This window comes from Domibacillus tundrae, from assembly GCF_000970675.1.
In the GTDB taxonomy this organism is placed as follows: domain Bacteria; phylum Bacillota; class Bacilli; order Bacillales; family Domibacillaceae; genus Domibacillus; species Domibacillus tundrae.
The window spans coordinates 40,462-65,667 of the sequence record NZ_LAJA01000012.1; the positions used below are offsets into that span (position 1 = coordinate 40,462).

The following is a 25,206-nucleotide window of genomic DNA, read 5'->3' on the forward strand; positions in this document are numbered from 1 at the left end:
GAATGAAATGAAAAAAGAAGCGGCATTTAATGACATTATTCGAAAAGTGAGACGGGATTTATTTGGAAAAGGTCCCGAAAGAATTTATACCCATTTCATCGAAAATATGGCAATCACGAAAATGCATGGCAATTTGACCATGTCTGAAAAGTTTATTTCACAGACAGCAGAAGGACAACAAATGGTTCATAATGCACGAACGCTTATGATACAAAAATTGTACAAAGAAAACATACCTGAAGGTTTAGAAGAACTTATCGGGGCTAAACTGGTTCATTTGTTTAATGATATTAAAGTGGAAGAAGATATTGCGATCTCTGTTTTTATTTTCGAGAAACCGATTGCTTAACAAGTCAACATTTATTCGATCATGATTGTTCACATCCTTGACAAATTTAAAAAGATAATGTTAGGATATGATTTGCCTTTGCATGTTTCAAATGAATAAAATATAGGCGCTGTATTTTATTTACGAGAACACCATCATTTGTTCGATTGATTATTCTATAGGAATTGTGTAGAAAAATTAACCAGTACAAACAACATCCTTTTATAAAGAGGGTGTTGCTTTGTGCTGTTTTTTATTTTACTTTGGAGGGGTTATGTATGTCCTTGTATTCGCCACAAGAAATTGCGGTAATGGCTTCAGAATCAGGTGAAAAGAAAGCGAATTTACCTTTAGTAACACTTTTAATTCTTGGATTTTTAGGAGGAGCCTATATTTCTCTTGGTTTTTTGTTAGACATTCGTGTTATCGCAAATGTTCCAAAAGAATGGGGATCATTCACCAGTTTTTTAGGAGCTGCTGTTTTTCCGGTCGGTCTCATTTTAGTCATCCTGGGCGGTGCTGAGCTTGTAACAGGAAACATGATGACCGTTACGATGGCTTGGCTTTCTAAAAAAATCACGTTTTTAAAAGTGCTGAGAAATTTATTTTTGGTTACAATTGCTAATTTTATTGGTGCTATTTTTGTGGCTTATTTCTTTGGTCATATTGTCGGATTAACAGAAGAAGGTCCGTTTCTAGCCAAAACAACAGCAATCGCACAAGCAAAATTAGATGAAAGTTTCCTTCAGGCATTTATTTCTGCAATCGGATGCAACTGGCTCGTTTGCCTCGCGGTTTGGCTGGCACTGGGAAGCAAAGATTTTACCGGCAAAATTCTTGGTATTTGGTTTCCGGTCATGGCCTTTGTCGCGATTGGATTTCAGCACGTTGTAGCCAATATGTTTGTCATTCCTGCGGCTATTTTCGCCGGTCAGGTCACATGGGCTGAATATGTGCCTAATTTCATCGCAGTATTTCTAGGTAATGTCATTGGCGGCGCCGTTTTGGTTTCGTTATTATATTTCATTGCTTACAAAAATTCATTCGGCACTAAACCAAAGATGATCAGCCGAACAAAATCTGCTTAAAAGAATAAAACCAGAGCCGGCTTAAAAGACAGTTTTTACTGGATTTTGAGCCGGCTCTCCTCATTCCTCTCTTTCAGTACGAAAAGATCTGTGTTCCAGCTTAATTTCTGCAAGGGGCTGTGATCTGATGCCAGCAGCTTGACGATAAATGCTTCCTTATCCTTCATTGACTCGCGAAAAGCTTCATCTGTCCCTTTTGTAAACTGGATACCGGCTAAAAAAGCTGCTGTATATTCGGGCCAGCTTGTATACTCCTTTTGTGCTTTATTGGCTGCCTCCGTTTTCAAATATAAAGCGTCAACGCTGCCTATAAAACTGACCCGCTCCGCCTGGGTACAGAGCAAAACACAAAAAGCATAGTCCATTGCCGCAATCTAGAATACTTACATAAAACGTAAAGCCGCGTTCAATTGTCATTGAAAGCGGCTTTGGTTTGTATATATCACTTAATATTTTTTCTATTAGTAGATAACATTCATGAATCCACTATCCAACGCTGCCGTTTCATTTGACTCATCCTCTGCCGGCTTGAAAGCCCGGATATTTCGTCATTCCTCCATCGGCAAATAACGTAACCCCTGTTACATAACTCGATTCTGAAGAAGCAAGCCATGCGGCCACTGCGGCAATTTCTTCTGGTTTTCCGATATACCCCATTGGGATCAATGATTCGACATCCGCTTTTGCTTTCGGATCGGAAAATTTTCCGGCATTAATCGGCGTGTCAATGGCACCCGGACCAATGCTGTTAATACGGATTCCTTTTGGTGCGTATTCTAACGCAAGCGTCTGTGTCAGCATCTTGACGCCCCCTTTGCTTGCTGCATAATGGACAAAGTGCGGCCAGGGAATGACCTCATGAACACTGGACATATTGATAACAGTCCCTTTTATATTATGGTCCAGCATATAGGCGATAGACTCCCGGCATCCCAGAAACATACCAGTCAAGTTCGTTTCGATGACTCTATTCCAGTCCTCTATCGGTAATTTGTCAGAAGGTACTTCATTTTCAATTCCCGCGTTATTAATCATGATGTCCAGGGCACCAAAAGTTTCGACCGCTTTGGCGATCAGGCTTTTAACATCCTGTTCTTTAGAAACATCCCCTTGAACATGAATCGCTTCGCCTCCTGCCGCCTGAACCTCTTTCACCACTTTTTCTCCGTCTGCTTCATTTTTGAAGTAATTCACAACGACCTTTGCTTTTTCCTGTCCAAAGCGGATGGCCATAGCCCGCCCGAGTCCGGAAGAGGCACCAGTAATCACAACCACTTTCCCCTCCAAATCTCTATACATTCTCATCCCTCCATATTTGAGTTATTTTTTAGTGAAACCAATCATCACCCCGCCGGCAATGATTAAGATGCTTCCAATAATGACAAAGAGAAGCTGTTTTTTCGTCTTCTTTTCCCCCAGCAGAAAAATACCGCCAAACGTGGAAATGACGATTCCTGTCTGCGATAAAGAAAAACTGGTAGCGACCCCTATACGCGGCAGGGATAGGAGCAGGCCAAGGTTGCCGATTCCCCAGATTAAGCCGGAAAGAGTATTCCGGACAGCATATTTGTTAAATGGTTTATGTGTAAATGTAAGAACGATGGCCCCGCCGAACATCCCAATAGCCTGGGGCAGAATGACCGTCCAGCCATCAATGTTAAACCAGCGGATGATCACGACATAACCAAGATATCCCGCCGTTGAAAGAAGCAGGAGCATGATCCCTTTTCGCCTTTTGCCGGATTTCAAGTCTTTTTCGTTTCCACTTCCTGTCATCGTGGTAAGAATAACCCCCACAATAATAAGAATGATGGACGCACTGCCAAGCAAAATAGCTGTAGTTGTCGCCCACTCCTTAAATACGATCACGCCAAAAAGAGTTGTCGCAGCAAGCTGCATGCCGGTTGAAATAGGTACCGTTTTGGATACGCCAAGATATGGGACGCTGCCAAGCTGGTTCTTCTGGCCAACCGCCCAAAAAAGGCCGGATATAATACCGGCTATCCATGCGGTCATATTGATAACAGGATGAGCCCATACATAAATGCCGGATGCAAATACCAGCGCGCCAATCGTTATACCTAACGTCTGGCTGTAAGAGTCGCCTCCTAATTTAACACTTACAAGCACAATACTTCCCCAGGCAATTGCGGGAATAAGCGCAATTAAAATCGTTGTCATATAAAGTCCCTCTGTTCATCTTTTGTTGGACATTTTTTTAATTTTGTAAATTCCTTCAATCCAAAATTAGTTTTATCAATACAAAAGATATCCTTTGTTTGAAAGGGGAAAATTATGCATCAGGATCGGTTCCCCAGTCCATATAAACGGATTATGGAATGAAAAAAAACCGTCAAAAATAATGACGGTGTAAGCGGATACAATAGAGTTTATTATGTTGGGGAAAGAGCACTGATAAAAACCAGCAGAGTCCAAATGTACTTGAAATAGGGGTTCTCTATTAATAAATAAAGCAATGCGTTTCATTTATACTCTTTTTAAGCCTGTCGCTGGTCCGATACTGCTTCATTCATCACTTGTTCCGCCCGCCCAATATAGTGAACACCCTGCATCAGCTGTGAGGCGTCGCAAATCAAATGAACGAGCGTCTCTTTTTTCGTCCAGGCAATCAGGTCATTTGCAAGAATTGGCTTTTGACATGTGCTGCAGCACCAGTTAATATTTCGGTTCATTACTTCCACTCACCCTTTTTTTCTTTTATCATACCGTGCGAAAAAAGAAAATTGTGTCAAACGAAAACCGATTTTTTTAGCATGTTTTGTCGACTTAACCTTCTGCGATTCCCGGTTATGATCAAGTTTCCTTTCAGCTCTAAGGCTTTTACAATGAATAACTGACTCATGTACACCCAGCTGCATTTTTACATATGATGGAGGGCGATGTTTTTTAATTTTGTACAGATGGAGGAGAAAAAAGCATGTATCCATACTGGTACCCATATTCCGAAGTAAATCCAGGGTTTTTTGGTGTTTCTCCCTATGAGGCATTCCCTGTAGTTGTGGGAGATGTACTGCCTCAGTCATTCGGATTAGGACGGCGCTGGATTGTGCAGGAAGGCGGCTGGCGCGGCGTATGGACACGGCGCGGAAATAGCAACGTGTTTGATGGAAGATGGTCCATGGCAGGACAAACGGATATTACAGCTGTACTGACCATGTATACATTCGGGCACAATGTTTTAATTGTACGGCGAAACAGCAGTGATGGGAATAATTGCACCTACACAGGAACGTTTGGTGCTGGCGGGAGAACCGCAAGCGGCCAAAACGTCTGCAACCGCGGTGGCGGAGCATGGAGTGCGGTCATTGAACGACGTGATCAGCCGCAGCCACCGCAGCCACAGGACCGATTAGGAAGAAGATGGAATGAACAAGAAGGCGGCTGGAACGGCGTATGGACACGGCGCGGAAACAGCAATGTTTTTGACGCCAGATGGACACAGCCCGGCCACAGAGATGTAACGGCTGTTTTGACCATCTATCTGCAAGGAAATAATGTTCGGATTGAGAGACGAAATAGCAGCGACGGGAACAATTGTGATTACAGAGGCACGCTCTCGAGTGACGGCAGAACTGCCTCCGGTCAATTCACCTGTGACCAGGGCGGCGGCGGCTGGCGTGCAACGATTTTAAGATAATTTAAAAGGCTTCCGAAAAATCGGAAGCCCTTCCTTTTATCCTTCCACTTTTTGGGCCAGATACTCCCACCGCTCCAGCATATGATCAAGTTTTTCTTTCAACGCTGTTTCTTCTGCCATTAGGCTGTTTAATTTTTCAAAATCACTGCCGGCTGTTGCCATTTCAGCAGCGATCTCTTCTAATCGCCTTTCTGCTGCTTCCATGTCGTCTTCAATCGTTTCCCACTCCCGTGTTTCCGAGTACGACATTTTCTTTTTTCGTTCCGGACGGGGCGGTGGTGCTGCGGCTGTTTTCATTTTTTCTTCTAAAGCAGGAGACTCCTGTTCTTCTTCAAGAAAGTCAGAGTAGCTGCCATAGTAATAGTCCACAACACCATGTCCTTTAAAAACAAGCAGCTGATGACACGCTTTATCAAGAAAATACCGGTCATGTGACACTGTTACAACGACGCCCGGAAAGTGCTCGAGGTACTCTTCCAAAATCGTCAGCGTCTGTGTGTCCAAGTCATTGGTCGGTTCATCCAAAAGCAGGACATTTGGGGCTGACATTAAAATATTCAATAAATAAAGACGCCGTTTTTCCCCGCCAGACAGCTTGCGAATGAGCGTGCCGTGCGTATGCATCGGAAACAAAAACTTCTCCAGCATTTGCGCAGCGGAAATAAAGCTGCCGTCTTTTAGCTGAATTGATTCCGCCGTTTCACGAATGTACTCAATCATGCGTTTGCCTTCATCCATATCCTCATTTTCCTGTGTGTAGTAGCCAATTTTCACGGTCTGCCCCAGATCCAGCTCTCCTGCATCAACGGCTTCGCGTCCGGCGATGATGTTTAGAAGCGTCGATTTCCCGCTGCCGTTGTGGCCGACAATGCCAATCCGGTCTCCCCGTTTAAAGAGAAATGAAAAATCAGCTAAAATAGACTGGCTGCCAAACGATTTTTGAACATTTTTTAATTCTAATACTTTTTTGCCGAGGCGGGCGCCGCCCAGATCCATTTCGAGCGACCCGCTTTCCGTTTTATTCTTCACATCGGCATCGAGCGTTTCAAAGCGCTGAATGCGGGCTTTTTGTTTTGTTGTCCGCGCTTTGGCGCCTTTTCGCATCCAGGCGAGCTCTTTTTTAAACAAGCTTTCTTTTTTGCTTTGTTCAAGCGATTCATTTTCTTCTCGAATTGCCTTCGACTCTAGGAAATCTGCATAGTTCCCTTTATATTCATATAATTTCCCACGCTCAAGCTCCCAAATTTTATCGGCCACTGCATCAAGGAAATACCGGTCATGCGTGACGAACAAAACCGCTTTTTGCGCTTTCTTTAAATACTCCTGCAGCCACTTGATGCTGTCGTAGTCCAGATGGTTAGTCGGTTCATCCAAAATAAGCAGATCCGATGTATCAATAAGTGTTTTCGCCAGCGCCGCCCGCTTTTTCTGGCCGCCGGACAGTTCAGACAGCTTACGGGTGAAATCAGGCAAACCGAGTTTCATTAAAATGGTTTTTGCTTCGGCGCTCGTATCCCATGCGTTAAGGTCATCCATTCGCTGTTGACGCGTCATCAATTCTTGCTGAACCGTTTCGTCTTCCGGTTTTTCCTGCAGCTTCAATAATGCCAGTTCATATTCCTTAATAGCTGTAAAAACCGGCGACTGGCTTGCATACATATAATCGATAATCGTCAAACGTTCATCAAATTCAGGATTTTGAGACAAATACGAAATCGAGTAATCATTCGGATGATCTTTTTTTCCCGTATCATAGTCATCCAGCCCTGCAATCACATTTAGCAGCGTGGATTTTCCGGTGCCGTTAATGCCAAGAACACCAATTTTATCTCCTTCTGTAATGGAAAACGAAATATCGTGAAACAGCGTTTTTTCACCTAATGTTTTTGTTAATGCTTCTATAGTAAAAACGTTCATAGTTTTCTCCTTCTCCTGCTGGTCTTTTTTCATTTTACCATTGTTCCATGTATAATGGACGCGAGGTGGTTCAATTGATCAAAACGATTTTGCTTTCGGGCTATAAAAGCCATGAGCTTGGCATATGGGATCAGAAGCATCCGGGGATTTTTATCATCAAAAATGCGATTGAGCAGCAGCTGCGTACGCTGATCGATGAAGGACTCCAATGGGTGATTATTGGCGGGCAGCCAGGCATTGAATTATGGGGCGCAGAGGTTGTTTTTTCATTAAAAGAAGAATTTCCTGACTTGAAGCTCGGCGTGCTCATGCCGTTTTTGGAACAGGAGAAAAACTGGAAGGAAGAGCGGCAGGAACATTACAAAAGCATCATCGCCCAGGCGGATTTCGCCCAGGCTGTTTCCAAAAAACCATACATCGGGCCGTGGCAGTTTAAGGCAAGAGATGAATTTTCATTAGACAACACGGAGGCGCTTTTGCTTGTTTATGATGAAGAAAAAGAAGGGTCACCTAAATTTTTAAAAGAGGCCGCAGACAAGCGGACTAAAAAAGGGGATTATCCAATTTTTATAGTCTCCATGTATGATTTACAGGTTGCAGCGGAAGAATTACAGGATAAAGAGCGGTCGGACTGGTGATTATGCAGTTCGATTCCTTGAACAAATACGGTCTTTTAGCATATAATATAGATGATGAAAACGCTTACTTAACAGAAGGAGGTTTCAAGTATGATTGAACATAAAAACTTGTCTCTTCACTTGTCAAAGGACCAGTTAAAAGGCATCGTTCATGAGCTGGCACAGCAGCACTATTTAATTTTCTGGGGCTTTGACCGGGGCACGATGATTTTAAATGTTTATCATGCCGCTGCGAATAATCAGTTTGCATTCGTCCGTCACCGCGACACGATGGAGCTTATCTATGCTAAAATTGTCGATGATGATGTCTTAACCCGACTGAACCGGACTATTCAATTTACAACACAGGCAGAGCAGCACGAAAAGAAAAAAGCGGCTCTTTCAAAAGAAGTGCACTATAAAGAACTCGACTATTATTTAAGTGAGCTTCATGACTATATGAAGCAGGGTAATAAAGAAAAAATAGCGGAAACAAAAGCGATTTTAGCTTCGCTCACATCTGATGCTTCATAGAACAGGCTGCCTGGGTTTCCCAGACAGCCTGTTTTTTAGTTATATTTCACAGAAATAACGGATGCAGCTTGTTCCGCCTGCTTGCGTGCTTTTTCCACTGATTCTGCCGCGTTTAACACGACTGCCATGCGGCGGCCGACTTTTGTTTCCGGTTTTCCGAAAGCACGCACTTGCGTATCCGGTGTTTCCAGCGCTTTTTCAACCCCATTGATCTCGTAAGAAGATTGTTCCTCCCACGCTTTTATCGTACGGCTTGCGCCAGGTGAAAGAAGACGGATCGCAGGAATTGGGTACCCAAGAATCGCCCGAATGTGAATGGCGAATTCCGACAAGTCCTGCGTCACCATCGTCACCATACCGGTATCATGCGGACGCGGCGACACTTCACTAAAGTAGATGCCGTCTTTTGTAATAAACAGCTCCACACCAAATAAGCCATAGCCGCCGAGCGCGTCAGTAATTTTTTTGGCAATCTCTTCTGCTTCCGCAATATGTATATCCGTCATATTATGAGGCTGCCATGATTCGATGTAGTCGCCGTCCTGCTGAATGTGGCCGATCGGTGCGCAGTATGAGGTGCCCGATACAGAACGAACTGTCAGCAGTGTAATTTCAGATTCAAATGTAATAAATTCTTCTACGATGACACGTGTTTTTTTCGCGCGTCCGCCTTCCATCGCAGCATTCCAAGACAATGCCACATCATCAAACGAACGGCAGACACTTTGCCCTTTTCCGGACGAGCTCATGATCGGCTTAATGACACATGGGGTACCGATTTTTTGTACCGCTTCTTCCAGTTCTTCGAGTGTATTAGCGAATTCATATTTTGCTGTCGGCAATCCCAGTGTTTCGCTTGCCAAACGGCGAATGCCTTCCCGGTCCATTGTCAAATTCGTCGCTTTCGCCGTAGGAACGACGTTAAAGCCTTCTTTTTCAAGCTCAATGAGTGTTTCCGTCGCAATCGCTTCAATTTCCGGGATAATGTAATCGGGTTTTTCCTGCTCAATCAATGCGCGTAATGCTGTACCATCAAGCATATTAATGACATGGGAAGAATGAGCCACTTGCATCGCCGGTGCGTTTTCATAACGGTCCACAGCAATCGTCTTCACCCCGAGCCGCTGCGCTTCTAATACGACTTCTTTGCCAAGTTCTCCCGATCCGAGCATCATGATTGTTTTTGACTGTAATCCATTCATCTAAGCATTCTCCTTAATATCCGTTATTTATGGTTCCTTTTTGCTTTTAACATGAATTCGAACCCATTATAACACGTAAACATCGAACATATTAAGAGAAAAACACACTATTATTCGTCAATAAACGTTTTGTTGCTTTTTCGTAAAAAACGGGAAAACAGAAATAAAAATATGAAAGCAGGTGACGAGATAATGACAAATGAAAGGAAATCATGTCTCTTTTGCCAACGGGAACATTTATTACTTCCCATAAAACAAGAATATATTTGTGATGAGTGCCTAAATGAAGGAAATGGTGAACGGATGATGCAATGGGAAGCATTGCTTCAAAAACAAATGAACGATTATAAACATTTTTGTAAGCGCTGTGTAAAGGTGGGGCATTCAGAAGACATCCATCAGGCACGTGTGAGTGGCCGCAAACTAAAATCAATCCTTCAATTTTTGGAAGTAAAGAAAAAACATTCTGTTCTAATTAGAATAAAGCGTATTCACAAGTTACTGAATACCATCCGGGAAGCAGATGTCTTCATTGAGGCATTTGAAAAACGGGAAAAGGAAAACAAAATTTATAAAGGAATGGTAAAAAAAGTAACGATAAAGCGGAAAAATATTCAAAAAGAGCTCCAGTCACAAATGCCTTTCATTATGAATGCAGACTTTTTTCATGATTGGGAGCAATTTTTATCGAAAGAGTTAGCTTTCTATGTTCTGACGCTTGAAAAAGAAAAAAGACTCAATGAATATGAACAGCGTTTTTCCCATAAAGTTGATGCTTATCATAAAGCAGTTAGAATGCATGGAAAACAAAATTCAAAATCGATCGAGGCACTGCATAAAGTTCGCATCCAATCAAAATCCTTGCGGTATATTTATAAGGAATTAAGCGAACTGATGGATCAAAATTTCACTTCAGAAAAAGAGTACTATAAAAAAATACAAACTCAATTTGGAGCTATAAATGATGTGCAGGATTGGCTGAATAAAGTGAAACAATATAGAAACAAGCTGAATGCTTCAAAAAAAGACATCGGATATGTCAAGAAAAGCCTGAAAATTCAATTAAAAGAGATGATTGAAAATGTTGATTTGCCCCAACCTAACGATTAAAATACCGTAATGAGTTTATTTTAAAAAGGACGGTATTCACTAGAAAATCGCCTTTTTCTATTTCACATAATGAGATTTAAAAAGCTGCCTATTTACAGGCAGCTTTTTGGGATTCACCGTTGGTTAAACGGCAGTGAATGAGCAGGCAAAGGACGGTTAAAAAAGTATCCCTGCCCTTCATCGCAGTTTTCTTCTTTTAAATACTCCAGCTGGATTTCATCTTCAATCCCTTCCCCTACCACATTCATTTCCAGACTATGGGCTAATGATATGATCGCGGATGTAATTCTTTTACCATTCAAGTCATTGTTAATATCATCGATAAAACAGCGGTCTATTTTCACTTTATCAAATGGATATTGCCGTAAATAACTTAAAGAGGTGTAGCCTGTTCCAAAATCATCGATGGATATCGAAATGCCTGCTTGTTTTAATTTTAAAAGGCTTTCTTTTATTAATCCTACGTCATCCAGCAAAATGCTTTCCGTTACCTCAAGCTCCAGCCATTTTGATTCTAGGTTTGTTTCTTCTAATATAGTTAAAACGTCATCAACAAATTCCGTCTGCTGCAGTTGTTTCGTCGAGATATTAACGGCTACTTTGAAGGAAGGAATTCCTGAATCCTGCCATATTTTACTTTGCCGGCAGGCGGTTTGGAGTACCCAAGTCCCAATGCTGATAATCTGGCCGCTTTCCTCGGCAACAGGGATAAAATCATTTGGCGGGATCAGCCCGAATTCCGGATGATTCCATCGAATTAACGCTTCCAGCGCCGTCAGATTTCCTGTTTTTAAATCCATAATCGGCTGATAGTATAATTCCAGCTCATTATTTGAAACGGCACTCTTTAAATCGCGTTCAATGGTAAGTTTATAGGATGCCTTTAAATCCATTTCTTTCGTAAAGATTGTATAGCTGTTCCTTTTATATTTTTTCGTATAATACATCGCTGTATCGGCATGCCTGATCAATTCTTGAGCATTATTTTCTTCTTTACCGCTGCTAAAAGCCAGCCCTATACTTATGTCTACAGTTATTGAATGCCCGGCAACATCAAAGTGCTCTTTCATGATCTGATTAATATGTTCAGCCAATTTAATCGCTTCTTCCTGAGAAACCTCTGGCAGAAGAATGGTGAATTCGTCTCCAGACAGCCGGCTGATCGTATCCGTTTTTCGGAGATTTTGCTTTAGCCTTTCCGCAAACATTTTCAGCAGCTCATCGCCAATATGGTGGCCTAATGAATCATTAATGAGCTTGAAACGATCGATATCAAGAAACAAAACGGCAAATGAACGCCCATTCTCACTTGAAAAACGAACCATTTGGCTGAGCCGATCTTCAAACAGCTTCCGATTTGGCAACTTTGTCAGTGTGTCATAAAAAGCGAGCTGTTCCATTTGCTGGTCCAGAAGAATTTTTTGCGTAATATCTCTTGCGATCCCATACGTGCCAATAATTTCTTCATTTACTTTCATCGGAAAATGAGTAGCGTTTAAATGGATTTCCTCTCCATTTTTTTTCGTAATAATGATCTCGGAACTGCTCGATATTCCCTTCTTTGCTTTTTCAAAATGCGTAATGGCTTTTGGCAGATCCTCTGGGATAACGAGGGGCGCGAAAGACATTTTCAACAATTCATTTACTGAATAGCCCGTGATCGCTTCACTAGCAGGGTTCGCATGAATAAATTTCCCGTCGTCATCAAACGTGAAAATAGCATCTGGACTGTTATGAAAGAGGGACTCGTATCGCTCATTGCTTTCCTGAAGCAGATTTTCTGCAAACACTCGTTCTGTAATATCAATAACAGTCCCGAATAACGTAACATTCCCATCGATCTCTGCCAGTGTAGAATGAATTTCAGTGTGAATTAAACTACCGTCCTTTTTAAGCTTGCGAATTCTGTAGCTTCCCTCAATTTTTTCTTTTAATTTCCTTTTTTCAATCTTTTTCTGTATCATCGGAAAATCATCTGGATGGATAATTTTATCTAATGGCACTTCCCCGTTTGTTAATTCTGATTTTGTATAACCTAAAAGGTCAGCATAATAGGTATTAACGTATGAATACGTTTCATCTCCTAGTATGTACATACCTACTGAAGCGTTTTCAATCAGCGTATGAAACATGGTTTGATAAAAAGAAAGTTCAGCATGATTTTTTTCATTATGATCCGTTAATTGAGTAATAAAATCACGCAAATAATGGTCGTCTTTCCTTAATGGGTGAGGCGTTTCATTCCATTCTTCCATTCATCACATCTCCTGAGAACTATTTTCTCAATCTGCATAAATCGTTGTTTTGTTTCGGCCATCTGCTTTTGATTGATAAAGAGCAAAGTCCGCTTTTTCTATCACTTCAGTTGATTGCCCGGCATTTTCCGGGTAAACAGCTATACCAAGAGAGATCGTAACAGCCCCTCCTGTAGGACTTTTACTTGTTTCTATTTCACTTCTTAAGCGTTCTGCTAAACTGGCTGCTGTTTCCATGTTTCCTGTCTTGACAAGAATCCCAAACTCTTCTCCTCCAAATCGGAAGCATACATCTTCTACTCTAGAAAACTTCTGCATAATGGACGCTGTAAACACTAAAACCTCATCCCCTTTTACATGCCCGTATGTATCATTCACCTTTTTAAAATGATCAATATCCAGCAAAATGAGGCAAAAAGGAAGTTGGCTTTCAATCCATCCTTGCATGACCTGTTCGAATGTCTTGCGGTTTGCTATCCCTGTTAATCCATCGATTCGATTCTCACTATTCAACTGGTCAAAATGATTATGGATATGATGGGCAAGCTGGCGCACTTCATATACTCTCGAACGAATGATTGGCCGGTCAAGAGGAGCAGTTTTATTGTCTGCAATCGCATCTTCTGAAAATTTAGCCAGCTGATAAAGAGGCTTTGAAATGATGAAAGAAACCCCAAATGCTATCAGCAAAATAAAAAGAAGAAATGGCAGCCCTTGCATAATCATTGAAACAATTAATTTATTCAACGGTTCTTTTAATACTGAAACAGGCGTTTGAGAAACAATTCCCCAGCCACTGCTTTTTTCATAGGAGTATCCAGTAAAATATTCAGTTCCTAATGAATTTTTTGTTTGCTCGAAGCTGCTTTTCCCTGATATTACTTTTTGAATGATGGCATTTCCAGATACAAATTCATTGATGCGCTTCTTATTTGGATGAAAGATTAAATGGCCCTGCCTGTCGACCACATACACATAGGAGCCGTTTCCATAAAAGTGTTCATTCAGCATATTGCTTAACACATTGTCTTCCTCTAAATAAATCGTTCCGCCTACAAATCCTTTATATGTTCCTTCTTTATCAAAAACAGGAGAAGAAACGAGGAGAATAAGCCTTCCTGATGTCGCCAAATAAGGGTCTGAAATAAATGGTTTCTTCAACTCGACTGCCTCAATCGATACTTCGGAAGTTAACTGGGTCCCTACGGCCAAACCTGAACCAGTTGGGCTAACTTGTTGAATCACCCGATTTGAATCAGCGAAAAAAATTGAATTAAAATACTGTTTATTCGCCTGCAGCAAAAGGTCTGTTTCTTTCTGTGTTAATGTTTGTTCTTGAGCGTTATTTGCAATAAAATTCATATTCTCCTGCATGCTGGTTAATAATATATGGGTTTCTGATGAAATCTTTTTGGCATATTGATAGTTGTTCTCCAAATGATTTAATGCCAATGAGTTTCGTGTTGAACTAAAAGCCGAATAACCGCCTACTATTGCTGTTAACAACGCAGAAACCAGTACTAATACACCAATCATGAACCGAAGCGTCATTCCTTTGTATCTCTTCACCTTTCACCCATCCCTGTTATAGAATTAAAAACAGCAGATTTCCTGCAAAGTTAACTCAATTGCTATCATCCATTCAATTTCTTTTATTTTTATATATGAACCCCAATCCATATTTGGACTGGGGTTCATATTTTTTCATATGGCAAATCAACTTACTTTAAAAACCAGGGTAGAATGATCCAGTTCTTCTGCGAGTTCAATAAAAGAATGAGCCATTGCTACAGTTTCCTTTTAATAAGCTGATTTAATTATATATTGAAGCAGGACTTTCGTAACCGAAAATCATTGGCGGGATGGCGCAATTCTTTTTGCGGTACCACGCAGTTTTTGTCGATTTTTGAAGAATGATAAAAAGCGGTTAAAAATCCCGCACCACCAAGCTGGCGTACGGGAGAGCATGCTGTTAAAAGCAATATCTGTTTTGAAGGCCCCATGAATGTTAAAGCGGGGAAATGTCCTGGTCAGATAATAGTCCGGTTTCCTTAGCCTTCATTGCTGCCTCAATGCGCGATTTCACATTTAATTTTTGAAAAATATTCGTTAAGCTGTATTCTAATGAACGTTGGCTCATTAATAAACTATCCGCAATTTCTTTATTGCTCCTTCCTTTGGATATTTCTCTTAATATCTTATATTCTTTGTTACTTATCGCCTGCACATCAATTTCTTTTTTTACATCCGACACATGAAGAGTGGTTCTTCTCAGTTGTTTTACTAAAGAAAGCGGCAAAATTACTTCACCCTTCAAAGCACACCGAACGGTTCTGACAAGCTGTTCTTTATTAACTGTTTTCTGCACGAAGCCGGATACACCAGATTCAATTAGCAGGTTAAAATGGTTTTTAAATTCAAAGCCGCTGTAAATTAAGATGACTGCATTTGGCTTCAGGGTTAATACTTGCTTTGTAAGGTCAATTCCATTAATGTCCGGCATATGCAAATCGAATAACATAATGTCAAATTGCTGCGTACCTGCCATCTCGAGTGCTTGATTGCCCGAATACGCCAAAGACACTTTTATATCCTCTTCCTGTTCCAGGAGCATTTTTGTACCTTCCATAACGGTTGGATGATCGTCAACCAGTAAAATCTCAATCATGATCGAACCCTCCCTGGGTAAGAGTGGTGTGGCCCCCTCCTAAAAGTGATGGCAGTGAAATGGAAATGGTGAGCCCTTTATTAGGCAGGGAATGGAAGTCAATTTTCCCGTCCATACTGCGCACTCGCTCTTTCATTCCATATACCCCCATACTGCTAAAGGAGTCTTCTATCCCTTTTACATCCATTCCGATTCCATCATCTCGGTAGACCAATTTAATTCGATCGGGATAGCTCGCAAGTGTGATGTGAACTTCTGCTGCACCGGAATGCTTCGTGGCGTTCGCTAAAAGCTCTTGGACGATACGATATAAGCCAATTAACAGATCGTCCGTCAGCGTATGATAAAACTAGACCTTATCAAACTGAATAGAATAATTAGCCCGCAATTGAGTAAATTCAAATAACGCCTCTAAGGATGAAATGAGTCCTTCCTCTTTAAGCATAGGCGGCCGCAATTCATTGCACGTTATGCGTATTTGATAAATGACATCTAATAAGCCCTGCACAATTTGCTGCAGCTGTTCCCGCATCTGTGGGGGAATAAGTGGATCTGTCGATAGATGATCAAGCTTCCGATACCAGATAATCTGCTCTTGCAGCGCAGAATCATGCAAATCCTGAGATAAATGCTTTCTTTCATTTTCAGACAATTTAAATAATAGACGCAAAAGCCAAGCGGGAGCCATTTGATTAGAGGTGATCGTATCCAGCTCCTTCGTTAAATCTTCAATCAGCCGGAAATTGTCATATAAAACGTTAATATACCGGCTTACCGTCTTAAGCCACACTTTCTTTGATGAGAACGTTAAAGATTCAGGTTTTCCCCCAATGTAAAGTAAATAGTTTTTCCCGCTAATTTCACCAATTTTTAATACGTAGCCGTTTAATGTTTCGATAAGTTCGTTTACTGGAAGATTACTTATCGGAAGTGTTCCAATATCTCCCTGCAGTTCTTGTTGTAGATCAGAATTGCCGCTTTTTGTTATAAATGTCTTATCCTCCTGTACTTCAATGACACTGACATGTTTTATTTTAATCACGTTCTGCACTTCTTTTACAAAACGGCGATTAAGTTCAGATACCTTCATAATCCCAAAAAGATCATGCGAAAAGCGGTCCAGGCTTGTCTGTAAGCAGGAATAGCGTTCTTCACTTTCTCGAATTTTTTGTTCTGCGCGATTCCTTTCTTCTTCCATTTTTTTTTGTTTTGTTACATCCCGAATTAGCGAGAAACCAGCGTTTTTGCCCATGTATGAAATAGGCGTAACGATAGCCTCTACATCTATAACCGTTTGATCTTTGCGGATCATTTTAAGTTCAATAAGAGACGTACCGGTTTGCTGCTCGTATACTCCTTTCAAGTGGGAATTCGCCATTTTTTGAAAATCGGGGTGAATAAAATCAAAGATAGACCGTCCTATAATATCTTCTGCACTTGAAGCGCCAATAAATACAAGAGCAGCTGAATTAATATAAATACATTTATAATCATAATGAAAAATAATCGCTTCCGGTGAAAGTTCAACAAGAAGCCGGTTCAGCTCTTCACTTTCTTTCAATTCCTTTTCCATTCGTCCTTTTTCCGTCACGTCCCTTGCGACAGCTACAATACTTTCAACTTCCCCGTCATGATTAAGAACAGGCGTCGCCATGCATTCTACAAATACAGAATAGCCTTCCGCATGAACAAATCGAAATTGAAACAGCTGGTTGATTTTTTTCTCCGTCAAGTTAGAAAATATTTCTTGAACATAACTAAGATCTTCTGGGTCAATAAATTGAAATAGTGAAACACCCTCTACACCTTCACTATAAAATCCTGCTCCTTTTCTAAAAGCATAACGTATCGTTCCATCTGGTTCTAAGACGCCGTTTAAATCAGCTATGTTTTCAACAATGAATCGATTTTTGGCATCGCTCTCGACAAGTGCTGTTTCCATCTCTTTTCTTGAGGTGATATCAATAACAACTCCATCTAAACGGATGATCTTTCCAGACAGATCCATTGTTGGCGTAATCCTATTTTGAATCCATCGGATATGGCCATCGGCATGAATAATTCGATATTCACTAATACGCGAAATACCATTTCTGTTATCTCCTGATGAGGCTTCGAAAATGGATACATCATCAGGATGAATGATTGTTTTCCAAGATTCCCGATCTATAAATTGTTCCGATGGATACCCTGTAATCTTCTTCATCCCTTTTGACGTATAAGGTATTTTTTGAGACCGCCCATCATAACACCAAACCGCTACATCAATATTATTGAAAACAGTTTGCAATTGTTGTTTACTTTCCAACAACTCCTCGCTAAGCATTCCCAGCCTTTTTTGATTTTCCAAACTTCTCATTCTCCACATCATTGTTATCCCTATTAAAAATAATATACATATTGCAAAGTAGCCAAATTCGCTCATAGCACAATAATTCCGTCCAATCTTTATTAGATTTAAATATATCGGTTTAATGTTATAACATAGCGAAAAAGTAAAGCTATGTTTTTTCTTATTTATAGAGTTGGTAAATATTTCTGAAAGTGTCTTTCTTGGCAATTGTCCGTAGTAGAGTATTTAGCGGATGACCGATGAGTTCGTGCAGATTAAAATGCGTTTATAAACAAAAAAGCTGCGCCAGGATGGTCTTGCGCAGCTTTTCATTCTGTACTGTATCCTTGCATTTTTTTCAATCAGTATTTACTGTTTACTCCTGCAGGAGACCTTCTTTTTCTAAAAATTCACGTGCTGTTGCTTCAACACTTTTACTTTCCGCATTGACTTGATAGTTCATCGCACGCATTTCATCGTCGGTAATTTTGCCGGCGAGCTTATTCAACGATTCAACCAGCTCCGGGTATTCTTCTGCCGTTTCCTCCATTAAAAGAGGCGCGCCTTGGTATGGCGGGAATAAGTTTTGATCATCTTCTAAAACGGTTAAGTCATACACTTGCAGCTCACTGTCTGTTGAATATGCATCAATGAGGTTGATGTCTCCGCTTTGAAGCGCCTGATAGCGCAGCTTCGGCTCCATTGTGACGACAGATGGGAAATCAATGCCGTACGATTCTTGAATGCCGAGATAACCATCTTCCCTGTCTGAAAATTCAAGTGTAAAGCCAGCCTTAATCTGGCTTTCAATTTGCTTTACATCTGTAATCGTCTGAATGTCATTTTGCTCTGCTAAAGCGGTTGGAATCGCAAGCGCATATGTGTTATTGTATTGCATCGGCTCAAGCATGGTCATGTCAAATTGCTCGCTCATGCCGTCTCTCGCCTGCTCATACACAGCTCGGGAATCAGTGCTTTCGGCCGTTTCTTTTAAAAATTCCGAAATGGCAGTTCCCGTAAACTCCGGATATAGATCAATGCTGCCAGAATCAAGCGCGTTAAAGACAAATGACGTTTTGCCAAGTCCCGGCTTTAACTCAACCGAAAGATCCGTGTCCTGCTCAATCAACAATTTATACATGTTGATTAAAATTTCCGGCTCCGTGCCAAGTTTTGCTCCAATGACAATTTCTTTATCCTGCCTTCCGAAAAACGGTCCTACGATGACAAGCAGTGAGGCAGCAAGCAAAATGCCAAGCATCGCCCCCGCTTTTTTAAAGGAAAGGGTCTCAAATCGGCGTAATAGAATATCAAACGAAATCGCCAGCAGCGCAGCCGGAATCGCTCCAAGAACGATAAGCGCTGTATTGTTGCGGTCAATACCAAGTAAAATAATATCACCGAGACCGCCGGCGCCGATTAAGGCGGCAAGTGTCGCCGTGCCGACAATCAGCACCATGGCTGTTCGAATTCCCGCCATAATCACCGGCATTGCCAGTGGCAGCTCCACCTTCATAAGCCGGCGTTTTTGGTTCATCCCCATTCCCCGTGCCGCTTCAATTAAAGAAGGATCAACTTCTTTAATACCCGTGTATGTATTACGCAAAATCGGCAGCAATGCATAGACAACAAGCGCGATAATAGCGGGAACCTTTCCAATGCCGAAAAGAGGAATAAGCAAACCAAGCAGCGCCAAAGACGGGATCGTCTGCATAACGGCTGTAATCCCGATAATGCTTTCCGCCGCTTTTTGCTTTCTCGTTAAATAAATGCCAAGTGGAATCGCGATTAAAACCGCGAAAAAAAGAGCAATAAATGAAATTTGAATATGTTCAAGAAGTGCTGCGAGTAATTCTTCTTTCCGCTCGAAAAAAACGGTTGTCAGCCCATTCATGCCCGCACCTCCCCGGCAAGAAACTGAATAATAGTTTCCCTCGTCACGGAGCCGATTGGCTGTCCATTTTCTTCGATGATTAGGACGTCCGTTTCCGCTAACAGCTGGAGCGCTTCACTAATCGGTGCGCCTGCAGAAATCGTCCGTCCTTCTTTTAGTCCAATTGGAAATTGCACCACTACTTCTTTTACTTTTCTGCCTTCTATCCGGTCATGCGAACCAATAAAGCTTTTCACAAAATCATTCACCGGATGTTCGATAATTTCTTCGGGCGTACCGACCTGGACAACCTTGCCATCTTTCATTACACAAAGACGGTCACCGAGCTTGATGGCTTCTTTCATGTCATGTGTCACGAACACAATTGTTTTTTGAATTTTACGCTGCAGCTCTAAAAGGTCATCCTGCAGCTTTTCCCGGCTGATCGGGTCAAGCGCACTAAAGGGTTCATCCATTAAAATCACTTCCGGATCGGCTGCAAGCGCCCGGATAACGCCTATTCGCTGCTGCTGGCCTCCCGAGAGCTCAGACGGTTTCCGGTTTCGATAAACGGATGGTTCAAGGCCGACCATCTCAAGCAGCTCATCGACGCGGCGGCTGATTTTCGAGCGGTTCCACTTGCGCATCTCTGGAACGACCGCGATGTTTTCCGCAATCGTCATATGTGGAAACAGGGCGATTTGCTGCAGGACATAGCCGATGTTCCAGCGAAGTTCGTGAATATCAAATTCGCTGATTTTTTTTCCGTCAATCCGCAGCGTGCCGTCAGAAATTGGAATGAGCCGGTTGATCATTTTCAGCGTCGTCGTTTTCCCACAGCCGCTTGGTCCAATTAAAATGAAAAATTCTCCTTTTTTAATGATTAAGTCAAGTTGCTGGACCGCTTGGGTGCCATCCGGGTATTTCTTTTCCACCTGGTCAAACTGAATCATATTATCACACTCCATTCCTATCCCTTTTTACCCTTTTGAAATCACTCCTATGCTTATCTGGTACATTTTCGCGTCAAAAAGAACCACCTTATTTAAGTGGCTGCCATCAAGTCAATAATAGAACAATTCTAAACGAAGTGGAACTATAAGTCGGAATAAGCCTAATAAAAAAAATCAGCTTATAGACTCAGCCCATATTGTCGGCGGTCTATAAGCTTTTTAAAAATTTTAGTATTCGTCTTTTTCTTTTTTCATACTAATCACGTATGAACTTTTAAGTAATAGTTATTTTTCTTTTATTTTTTTAACACGTTGGTTTCTTTTAATACTTCTTCGTTTTCTTCCTTTTCTTTCAAATCATTAGGCGGTTTATCTTTCGAAAGGAACCAGCCCCCTACGCCGATCAGGAGAAGGACCGACCAAAAAAACATTTTCCATGTTGTTCCTTTTCCGAAGTCTTCTGATATAATGGCCAGCTCTGGATGAGATAAGGCATAAACGCCGAGTTTCACCCCTACCCACGCAACAACAAGAAACGCCGCTGTTTCGAGACCGGGCTTCCGGTCCAGCAAAATCACAAAATATCCGGCCGCAAATCTCATAATAACGAGTCCAATGATTCCACCGGCAAGTACGATCGCAAAATGACCGCCATCCAGCCCGCCGATTGTCGGCAGGTTTGTCCCCGGAAGCGTAATGGCTAATGCCACAGCGGCCAGAATCGCATCAACGGCAAATGCAATGTCCGCCAGCTCCACCTTGATAACAGTCATCCAAAAACCAGAACCCTTTTTGTCCTTTTCTTCTTTCTTTAAATGGCTTTTTAGCACAAACTTCTTTACTAAATGATAAAGAGCAATACCAAACAAATACAGGGCGCCAATTGCCTGCACCTGCCAAATGTGAACTAAATACGAAATAATAAACAAGGAGGCAAACCTAAAAATAAATGCTCCAGCAAGACCATAGAATAAAGCTTTCTTTCTTTGCGCGGGCGGTAAATGTTTCACCATTGTGGCAATAACAAGAGCGTTATCCGCAGCTAATATTCCTTCCAGTCCGATTAAAATGATCAGAACCCAGCCGTACTCCAATAATAAGCCAACATCCATCAAATCTTCTCCTTTCACCCGGTTTAACACCACTTTTATTAAACGTTAAAAGGGTTTCTTTAGCTGTTCAACCTTAATTCCAAGAAAATAAACAGACGTAACAGAAAATTTATCATCATAAAAATTACCGATTTATTTATGAACCAATAATAAATCGGTATTTTTTCTTTTGCAGGAATCTTTTCTAGTTCATCATTTAAATCTTATGAACTAAATTTCATAATTGCCTTAAGAGTTGTCCCCTTTTTAGAATCTGCGATAGCTTCATTAATAGTATCTAACGTGTAGTATTTGATTAATTTATCAAAAGGAAATACCCCTTGTTTATACAGCTCAATCAGCATCGGAATATACAATTGCGGAACGCTTTCCCCATCAAGAATCCATTTAGGTTTCTTTCAAACAGGATTGTATTCATATCCAATGTAACTTCAGTTCCTAATGCTGGAGCCCCAACTTGTACGACATGTCCCAGCACAGCAAGAGAGTCAACCGCGAAACGTGTATTCTCAGGACGGCCGCTAGCTTCAACGGCATTATTGACACCTTTGCCAGTAATGCTCATGATTGTTTCCACAACATTTTGTTCCTTTGCGTTGATGGTATGAGTTGCACCTAATTCTTTTGCTAATTCAAGGCGGTTATCTTGAATATCAATCGCAATAATTATGCCGCAATGAGATACTTTAGCGGCCATAACTGCACCTAAGCCAACTGCACCAATTCCAAAAACAGCAATACTGGAACCAGGATCAGGCTTTAAATTATTTAGTACAGCACCGCTTCCTGTCTGAATACCGCAGCCGAGTGGTCCGAGCATTTCAAGAGGAACATCTTTTTGCACCTTTACAACATTTCGTTGATTTGCTACGCAATAATAGGAGAAGCTTGACTGGCCAAAAAAGTTAGAAAGTTCTTGACCATCCTTGTGTAAACGAGACGTGCCATCTGCCATTTTGCCAGTAAAATTTAAATCATAAAATACTTCGCATGCATACGGTTTTCCTTTTAAACAGTTCGGATAGCCGCCACAAGAACTATACGATAAAACTACGTGATCACCAGGCTGAATCGTTGTTACACCCATGCCTACTTTTTCCACTACCCCAGAACCTTCATGTCCCAGCACTGCAGGAAGTGGCACTAGGTAAGCTTAATTTTGTGCAAGAACATCTGTATGACAAATTCCCGACGCAACAAGGCGGACTAAAACCTCACCTGGTTTAGGGTCATCGATTGAAATTTCTGTAATTTGAAATGGTTCACCTTTTCCAAATGTAACGGCTGCTTTTGATTGCATATCGATACTTCCCAGTTAATGAAAAACGTTTCATAATTAAGATAACCGTCCTAGTTTTTTTCATACAATCTTTTGTAAACCTTACTTGTCATTCCGCTGTATGGATTTTAAAAGAAGGAGTATCTTCTATAAAGTCGAATAAGTTAATAATTCAGTTTAGGAGGGTATGCACTTGAAAGTACCAACGAAACCATGGACATTGTTGTATAAAATACAACAGGAGGTACTTCCGGACACTCGTCATTATTTAAACGAGTGGAAGGTGAAGGCAGACAAAATCCCGGATGACGAATTACGAAAACAAGCTCTTTCCAGCATTAAAGAAAAGACTTTCCACTGTGAAGGCGGGGCTGTTTATGGACTGCTTGCTGGACAAGAGCGCAAAAACATTATTCGATTTATTGTGGCCTATCAAACGATCAGTGATTACTTGGATAATCTTTGTGATAGGAGTACCTCTTTGGAAGAAAGGGATTTCCGGATGCTTCATCAGTCTATGCAGCACGCCTTAACCCCTGGAGAAGAACCGGTAAATTATTATCGATATCGGCAAAATCAAGATGATGGCGGGTATTTGGCTTCTCTTGTGTTAACCTGTCAAAATATTTTAAAAGACCTTCCTGGATTTCGAAGTGCTCAAGATTCAATGCATCAATTAGCAAGGTATTATTGTGACTTACAGGTTTTCAAACACGTCGAAAAAAATAAACGTGTTGAATTATTAGAAAATTGGTTTGCGCGGCACAAGCAGGAAGTATCTGCAATGACTTGGTATGAGTTTTCAGCCTGTGCAGGTTCTACATTAGGCATTTTTTGTTTGGCTGCCTACACCTCAAATTCTTTGAAAACCGAAGAAGTGAACACAATAAAAAATGGATATTTCCCTTGGGTTCAGGGGCTCCATATTATGCTGGATTATTTCATTGATCAAGAAGAGGATCGGAAAGAGAATGATTTAAATTTTATCTTCTACTACGAAAATGAAGAAAAGATGGTACAAAGAATCAAATATTTCAAAGAAAAAGCCGAGTTAAGTATTCGCAATTTGCCGGATTGGAAATTTCATCAACTTATTAACAAAGGTCTTATCGCCATTTATCTAGCTGATAAGAAAGTTCAAGAAGATAAGAAACTAAAACGAACCGCCAAACGATTTATCCGCTTTGGCGGTTTATCTACTCTATTTTTCTATCTAAATAAACGTGTGTATCGCCAAGCGTAAGCGGAAATAGTTTTGCTCATGAACCGTGAACGCCCGCTGTTCAATCACGCCTTTATTCAAAATGAAAGGCAGCTCTACGTGGTGTAAAGCTGCCGAATAACTCTTTTTTAATAATTTTATTTCTTCAAATGATAAGAGACTTATGCATATAAATCATGCTTGATATCGCTTAATTTCCATCATTACACCAAGTGAGCGCCGCCATCAATGAGAACAACAGAGCCTGTTGTAAATCCATTTTTGGCCAAGTAAACATATGATTCTGCAATGTCTTCAGATGTTGCGACACGTCCTACTGGCAACTGCTGCGCGATCCCAGTAAACAATTCCCCACGCTGTTCTGCCGGCATACCGGCGTAAAGAGGTGTGTCTACAATTCCAGGTGAAACAACATTTACTCGTGTCGGAGCCAAATCCACTGCAAGGCCACGTACCAATCCTTCAATACCTGAATTAATAGCTGCTAAGGTAGAAGCACCAACAGGAGGCCGTTTGCCGTAAACACCTGATGTTAACGTAATAGATCCTCCAGTATTCAAAAACGGGATTGCTGCATGAACGGTAATATATTGTCCCCAGAACTTGCTGTCAAAAGCAGCTTTTGCATCTTTAACAGGCAAATCGCTGAATGAACCCATTGCGCCCTCTCCCGCCGTAATCACCAAGTGATCAAATTTCCCAACCTTGTTGAAAAATTGGGCTGCTTTCTCTTCACTGCGAAAATCAATTTCATATGCTTCAACATCTCCATCCAGCGCACTTTTTGCCTCAGATAGTTTTGAAGCAGATCTGCTTGCGATAATAACCTGTGCTGATTCATCAAGAAAGGCCTTCGCGGCAGCTAATCCAATACCAGAAGTACCTCCAACAACAACTACACGTTTTGCACTCAATGACATAGAAATTATCCCCTTTTATGTTTTCGTTAGTTTTACCATGTTACCTGCCTGCATACTTAAAATAAAATTTCTTTTTCAAACTACATCTTACTCTTCATCTTTCTCTCATGAAAGTAAAATGCACCTGACACATCATAT

24 protein-coding genes are annotated in these 25,206 nt (G+C 41.2%); 7 read left to right on the plus strand and 17 right to left on the minus strand.

The annotated features are described in order from the left end of the window. The first annotated feature begins 7 nt into the window (after nt 1–7). The gene (locus tag VQ00_RS11480) at nt 8–349 is read left to right on the plus strand and encodes a Na-translocating system protein MpsC family protein (protein ID WP_046180284.1); all 342 of its coding nucleotides are present in this window, start codon (nt 8–10) and stop codon (nt 347–349) included. A 257-nt stretch (nt 350–606) separates the two neighbouring features. Continuing rightward, nucleotides 607–1,416, plus strand: a complete 810-nt coding sequence (locus VQ00_RS11485; protein WP_046180285.1) for a formate/nitrite transporter family protein — start codon at nt 607–609, stop codon at nt 1,414–1,416. 35 nt (nt 1,417–1,451) lie between these two features. Here VQ00_RS11485 and VQ00_RS11490 read toward each other — a convergent pair whose 3' ends face one another. The 4 genes from VQ00_RS11490 to VQ00_RS11505 all read right to left on the minus strand — a co-directional run bounded on the left by VQ00_RS11490 (nt 1,452) and on the right by VQ00_RS11505 (nt 4,109). Then, nucleotides 1,452–1,781, minus strand: coding sequence for a DUF1266 domain-containing protein (locus VQ00_RS11490; protein ID WP_046180286.1), 330 nt, complete (start codon nt 1,779–1,781; stop codon nt 1,452–1,454). Nucleotides 1,782–1,929: 148 nt separating this feature from the next. After that, nucleotides 1,930–2,715, minus strand: coding sequence for a glucose 1-dehydrogenase (locus tag VQ00_RS11495; RefSeq protein WP_046180287.1), 786 nt, complete (start codon nt 2,713–2,715; stop codon nt 1,930–1,932). A gap of 21 nt (nt 2,716–2,736) precedes the next feature. Then, nucleotides 2,737–3,597 carry a GRP family sugar transporter gene (locus VQ00_RS11500; RefSeq protein WP_046180288.1) on the minus strand — a complete coding sequence of 287 codons (861 nt, stop codon included), beginning with the start codon at nt 3,595–3,597 and terminating at the stop codon, nt 2,737–2,739. Between the two features lie 317 nt (nt 3,598–3,914). Then, on the minus strand, nt 3,915–4,109 hold the full coding sequence (locus tag VQ00_RS11505) for a hypothetical protein (protein WP_046180289.1): 195 nt from the start codon (nt 4,107–4,109) through the stop codon (nt 3,915–3,917). 245 nt (nt 4,110–4,354) lie between these two features. Between VQ00_RS11505 and VQ00_RS11510 the strand changes: the two genes are divergently transcribed. Then, nucleotides 4,355–5,074, plus strand: coding sequence for a hypothetical protein (locus VQ00_RS11510; protein ID WP_046180290.1), 720 nt, complete (start codon nt 4,355–4,357; stop codon nt 5,072–5,074). 36 nt (nt 5,075–5,110) lie between these two features. Here the strand turns inward: VQ00_RS11510 and VQ00_RS11515 are convergent, their stop codons facing one another. Then, nucleotides 5,111–6,991, minus strand: a complete 1,881-nt coding sequence (locus tag VQ00_RS11515) for an ABC-F family ATP-binding cassette domain-containing protein (RefSeq protein ID WP_046180291.1) — start codon at nt 6,989–6,991, stop codon at nt 5,111–5,113. 65 nt (nt 6,992–7,056) lie between these two features. Here VQ00_RS11515 and VQ00_RS11520 point away from each other — a divergent pair, with 65 nt between their 5' ends. Next, the gene (locus tag VQ00_RS11520; protein ID WP_425388378.1) at nt 7,057–7,629 is read left to right on the plus strand and encodes an SLOG family protein; all 573 of its coding nucleotides are present in this window, start codon (nt 7,057–7,059) and stop codon (nt 7,627–7,629) included. Nucleotides 7,630–7,719: 90 nt separating this feature from the next. Further along, nucleotides 7,720–8,142 carry a hypothetical protein gene (locus tag VQ00_RS11525; protein WP_046180293.1) on the plus strand — a complete coding sequence of 141 codons (423 nt, stop codon included), beginning with the start codon at nt 7,720–7,722 and terminating at the stop codon, nt 8,140–8,142. Nucleotides 8,143–8,177: 35 nt separating this feature from the next. Here VQ00_RS11525 and purT read toward each other — a convergent pair whose 3' ends face one another. Continuing rightward, a complete protein-coding gene (gene purT / locus VQ00_RS11530) occupies nt 8,178–9,344 on the minus strand; it encodes a formate-dependent phosphoribosylglycinamide formyltransferase (RefSeq protein ID WP_046180294.1) in 1,167 nt (388 codons plus the stop codon). Between the two features lie 192 nt (nt 9,345–9,536). On the opposite strand from purT, the gene VQ00_RS11535 reads away from it, so the two are divergent. Further along, on the plus strand, nt 9,537–10,454 hold the full coding sequence (locus VQ00_RS11535; protein WP_172645572.1) for a CHAD domain-containing protein: 918 nt from the start codon (nt 9,537–9,539) through the stop codon (nt 10,452–10,454). 113 nt (nt 10,455–10,567) lie between these two features. On the opposite strand, the gene VQ00_RS11540 is transcribed toward VQ00_RS11535, so the two are convergent. The 10 genes from VQ00_RS11540 to VQ00_RS19445 all read right to left on the minus strand — a co-directional run bounded on the left by VQ00_RS11540 (nt 10,568) and on the right by VQ00_RS19445 (nt 22,947). Next, nucleotides 10,568–12,709, minus strand: coding sequence for a sensor domain-containing protein (locus tag VQ00_RS11540; protein ID WP_082091545.1), 2,142 nt, complete (start codon nt 12,707–12,709; stop codon nt 10,568–10,570). A gap of 27 nt (nt 12,710–12,736) precedes the next feature. After that, nucleotides 12,737–14,278, minus strand: coding sequence for a sensor domain-containing diguanylate cyclase (locus VQ00_RS11545; protein WP_172645573.1), 1,542 nt, complete (start codon nt 14,276–14,278; stop codon nt 12,737–12,739). A gap of 439 nt (nt 14,279–14,717) precedes the next feature. Next, nucleotides 14,718–15,377 (minus strand): response regulator transcription factor, encoded by a 660-nt coding sequence (locus VQ00_RS11550; RefSeq protein WP_046180297.1) that lies wholly within the window; start codon nt 15,375–15,377, stop codon nt 14,718–14,720. Further along, nucleotides 15,370–15,714 carry a sensor histidine kinase gene (locus tag VQ00_RS19180; RefSeq protein ID WP_342667017.1) on the minus strand — a complete coding sequence of 115 codons (345 nt, stop codon included), beginning with the start codon at nt 15,712–15,714 and terminating at the stop codon, nt 15,370–15,372. Before VQ00_RS19180 ends, VQ00_RS11550 begins: the two co-directional genes overlap by 8 nt. A gap of 12 nt (nt 15,715–15,726) precedes the next feature. Beyond that, entirely contained in the window at nt 15,727–17,727 is a 2,001-nt protein-coding gene (locus VQ00_RS11555) for a sensor histidine kinase (protein WP_052728494.1), read from the minus strand. A gap of 358 nt (nt 17,728–18,085) precedes the next feature. Next, entirely contained in the window at nt 18,086–19,603 is a 1,518-nt protein-coding gene (opuFB, locus tag VQ00_RS11560) for an osmoprotectant update ABC transporter permease/substrate-binding subunit OpuFB (protein ID WP_046180298.1), read from the minus strand. Beyond that, nucleotides 19,600–20,535: an ABC transporter ATP-binding protein gene (locus VQ00_RS11565; protein ID WP_046180299.1), complete on the minus strand. Its 936-nt coding sequence runs from the start codon at nt 20,533–20,535 to the stop codon at nt 19,600–19,602. The genes opuFB and VQ00_RS11565 overlap by 4 nt, the downstream gene beginning before the upstream one ends. Before the next feature lie 296 nt (nt 20,536–20,831). Then, nucleotides 20,832–21,647 (minus strand): TerC family protein, encoded by an 816-nt coding sequence (locus tag VQ00_RS11570; RefSeq protein WP_046180300.1) that lies wholly within the window; start codon nt 21,645–21,647, stop codon nt 20,832–20,834. 337 nt (nt 21,648–21,984) lie between these two features. Further along, nucleotides 21,985–22,749, minus strand: coding sequence for a zinc-binding dehydrogenase (locus tag VQ00_RS11575; protein ID WP_342667015.1), 765 nt, complete (start codon nt 22,747–22,749; stop codon nt 21,985–21,987). A gap of 51 nt (nt 22,750–22,800) precedes the next feature. Continuing rightward, on the minus strand, nt 22,801–22,947 hold the full coding sequence (locus tag VQ00_RS19445; RefSeq protein ID WP_342667016.1) for a hypothetical protein: 147 nt from the start codon (nt 22,945–22,947) through the stop codon (nt 22,801–22,803). A 172-nt stretch (nt 22,948–23,119) separates the two neighbouring features. On the opposite strand from VQ00_RS19445, the gene VQ00_RS11580 reads away from it, so the two are divergent. Continuing rightward, a complete protein-coding gene (locus VQ00_RS11580) occupies nt 23,120–24,169 on the plus strand; it encodes a tetraprenyl-beta-curcumene synthase family protein (protein WP_046180301.1) in 1,050 nt (349 codons plus the stop codon). 182 nt (nt 24,170–24,351) lie between these two features. Here the strand turns inward: VQ00_RS11580 and VQ00_RS11585 are convergent, their stop codons facing one another. Beyond that, nucleotides 24,352–25,068, minus strand: coding sequence for an SDR family oxidoreductase (locus VQ00_RS11585; protein ID WP_046180302.1), 717 nt, complete (start codon nt 25,066–25,068; stop codon nt 24,352–24,354). Nucleotides 25,069–25,206: the final 138 nt, after the last annotated feature.

Excerpts from the sequence above, each read along its gene's own strand:
- VQ00_RS11500 (WP_046180288.1), bottom strand. The coding sequence starts at position 3,597 with ATGACAACGATTTTAATTGCGCTTATTCCCGCAATTGCCTGGGGAAGT.
- VQ00_RS11485 (WP_046180285.1), top strand. The coding sequence starts at position 607 with ATGTCCTTGTATTCGCCACAAGAAATTGCGGTAATGGCTTCAGAATCA.
- VQ00_RS11540 (WP_082091545.1), bottom strand. The coding sequence starts at position 12,709 with ATGGAAGAATGGAATGAAACGCCTCACCCATTAAGGAAAGACGACCAT.
- VQ00_RS11490 (WP_046180286.1), bottom strand. The coding sequence starts at position 1,781 with ATGGACTATGCTTTTTGTGTTTTGCTCTGTACCCAGGCGGAGCGGGTC.
- VQ00_RS19445 (WP_342667016.1), bottom strand. The coding sequence starts at position 22,947 with ATGCAATCAAAAGCAGCCGTTACATTTGGAAAAGGTGAACCATTTCAA.
- VQ00_RS11505 (WP_046180289.1), bottom strand. The coding sequence starts at position 4,109 with ATGAACCGAAATATTAACTGGTGCTGCAGCACATGTCAAAAGCCAATT.
- VQ00_RS11585 (WP_046180302.1), bottom strand. The coding sequence starts at position 25,068 with ATGTCATTGAGTGCAAAACGTGTAGTTGTTGTTGGAGGTACTTCTGGT.
- VQ00_RS11495 (WP_046180287.1), bottom strand. The coding sequence starts at position 2,715 with ATGTATAGAGATTTGGAGGGGAAAGTGGTTGTGATTACTGGTGCCTCT.
- VQ00_RS11480 (WP_046180284.1), top strand. The coding sequence starts at position 8 with ATGAAAAAAGAAGCGGCATTTAATGACATTATTCGAAAAGTGAGACGG.
- purT (WP_046180294.1), bottom strand. The coding sequence starts at position 9,344 with ATGAATGGATTACAGTCAAAAACAATCATGATGCTCGGATCGGGAGAA.
- opuFB (WP_046180298.1), bottom strand. The coding sequence starts at position 19,603 with ATGAATGGGCTGACAACCGTTTTTTTCGAGCGGAAAGAAGAATTACTC.
- VQ00_RS11565 (WP_046180299.1), bottom strand. The coding sequence starts at position 20,535 with ATGATTCAGTTTGACCAGGTGGAAAAGAAATACCCGGATGGCACCCAA.
- VQ00_RS11515 (WP_046180291.1), bottom strand. The coding sequence starts at position 6,991 with ATGAACGTTTTTACTATAGAAGCATTAACAAAAACATTAGGTGAAAAA.
- VQ00_RS11570 (WP_046180300.1), bottom strand. The coding sequence starts at position 21,647 with ATGGATGTTGGCTTATTATTGGAGTACGGCTGGGTTCTGATCATTTTA.
- VQ00_RS11535 (WP_172645572.1), top strand. The coding sequence starts at position 9,537 with ATGACAAATGAAAGGAAATCATGTCTCTTTTGCCAACGGGAACATTTA.
- VQ00_RS11525 (WP_046180293.1), top strand. The coding sequence starts at position 7,720 with ATGATTGAACATAAAAACTTGTCTCTTCACTTGTCAAAGGACCAGTTA.
- VQ00_RS11550 (WP_046180297.1), bottom strand. The coding sequence starts at position 15,377 with ATGATTGAGATTTTACTGGTTGACGATCATCCAACCGTTATGGAAGGT.
- VQ00_RS11510 (WP_046180290.1), top strand. The coding sequence starts at position 4,355 with ATGTATCCATACTGGTACCCATATTCCGAAGTAAATCCAGGGTTTTTT.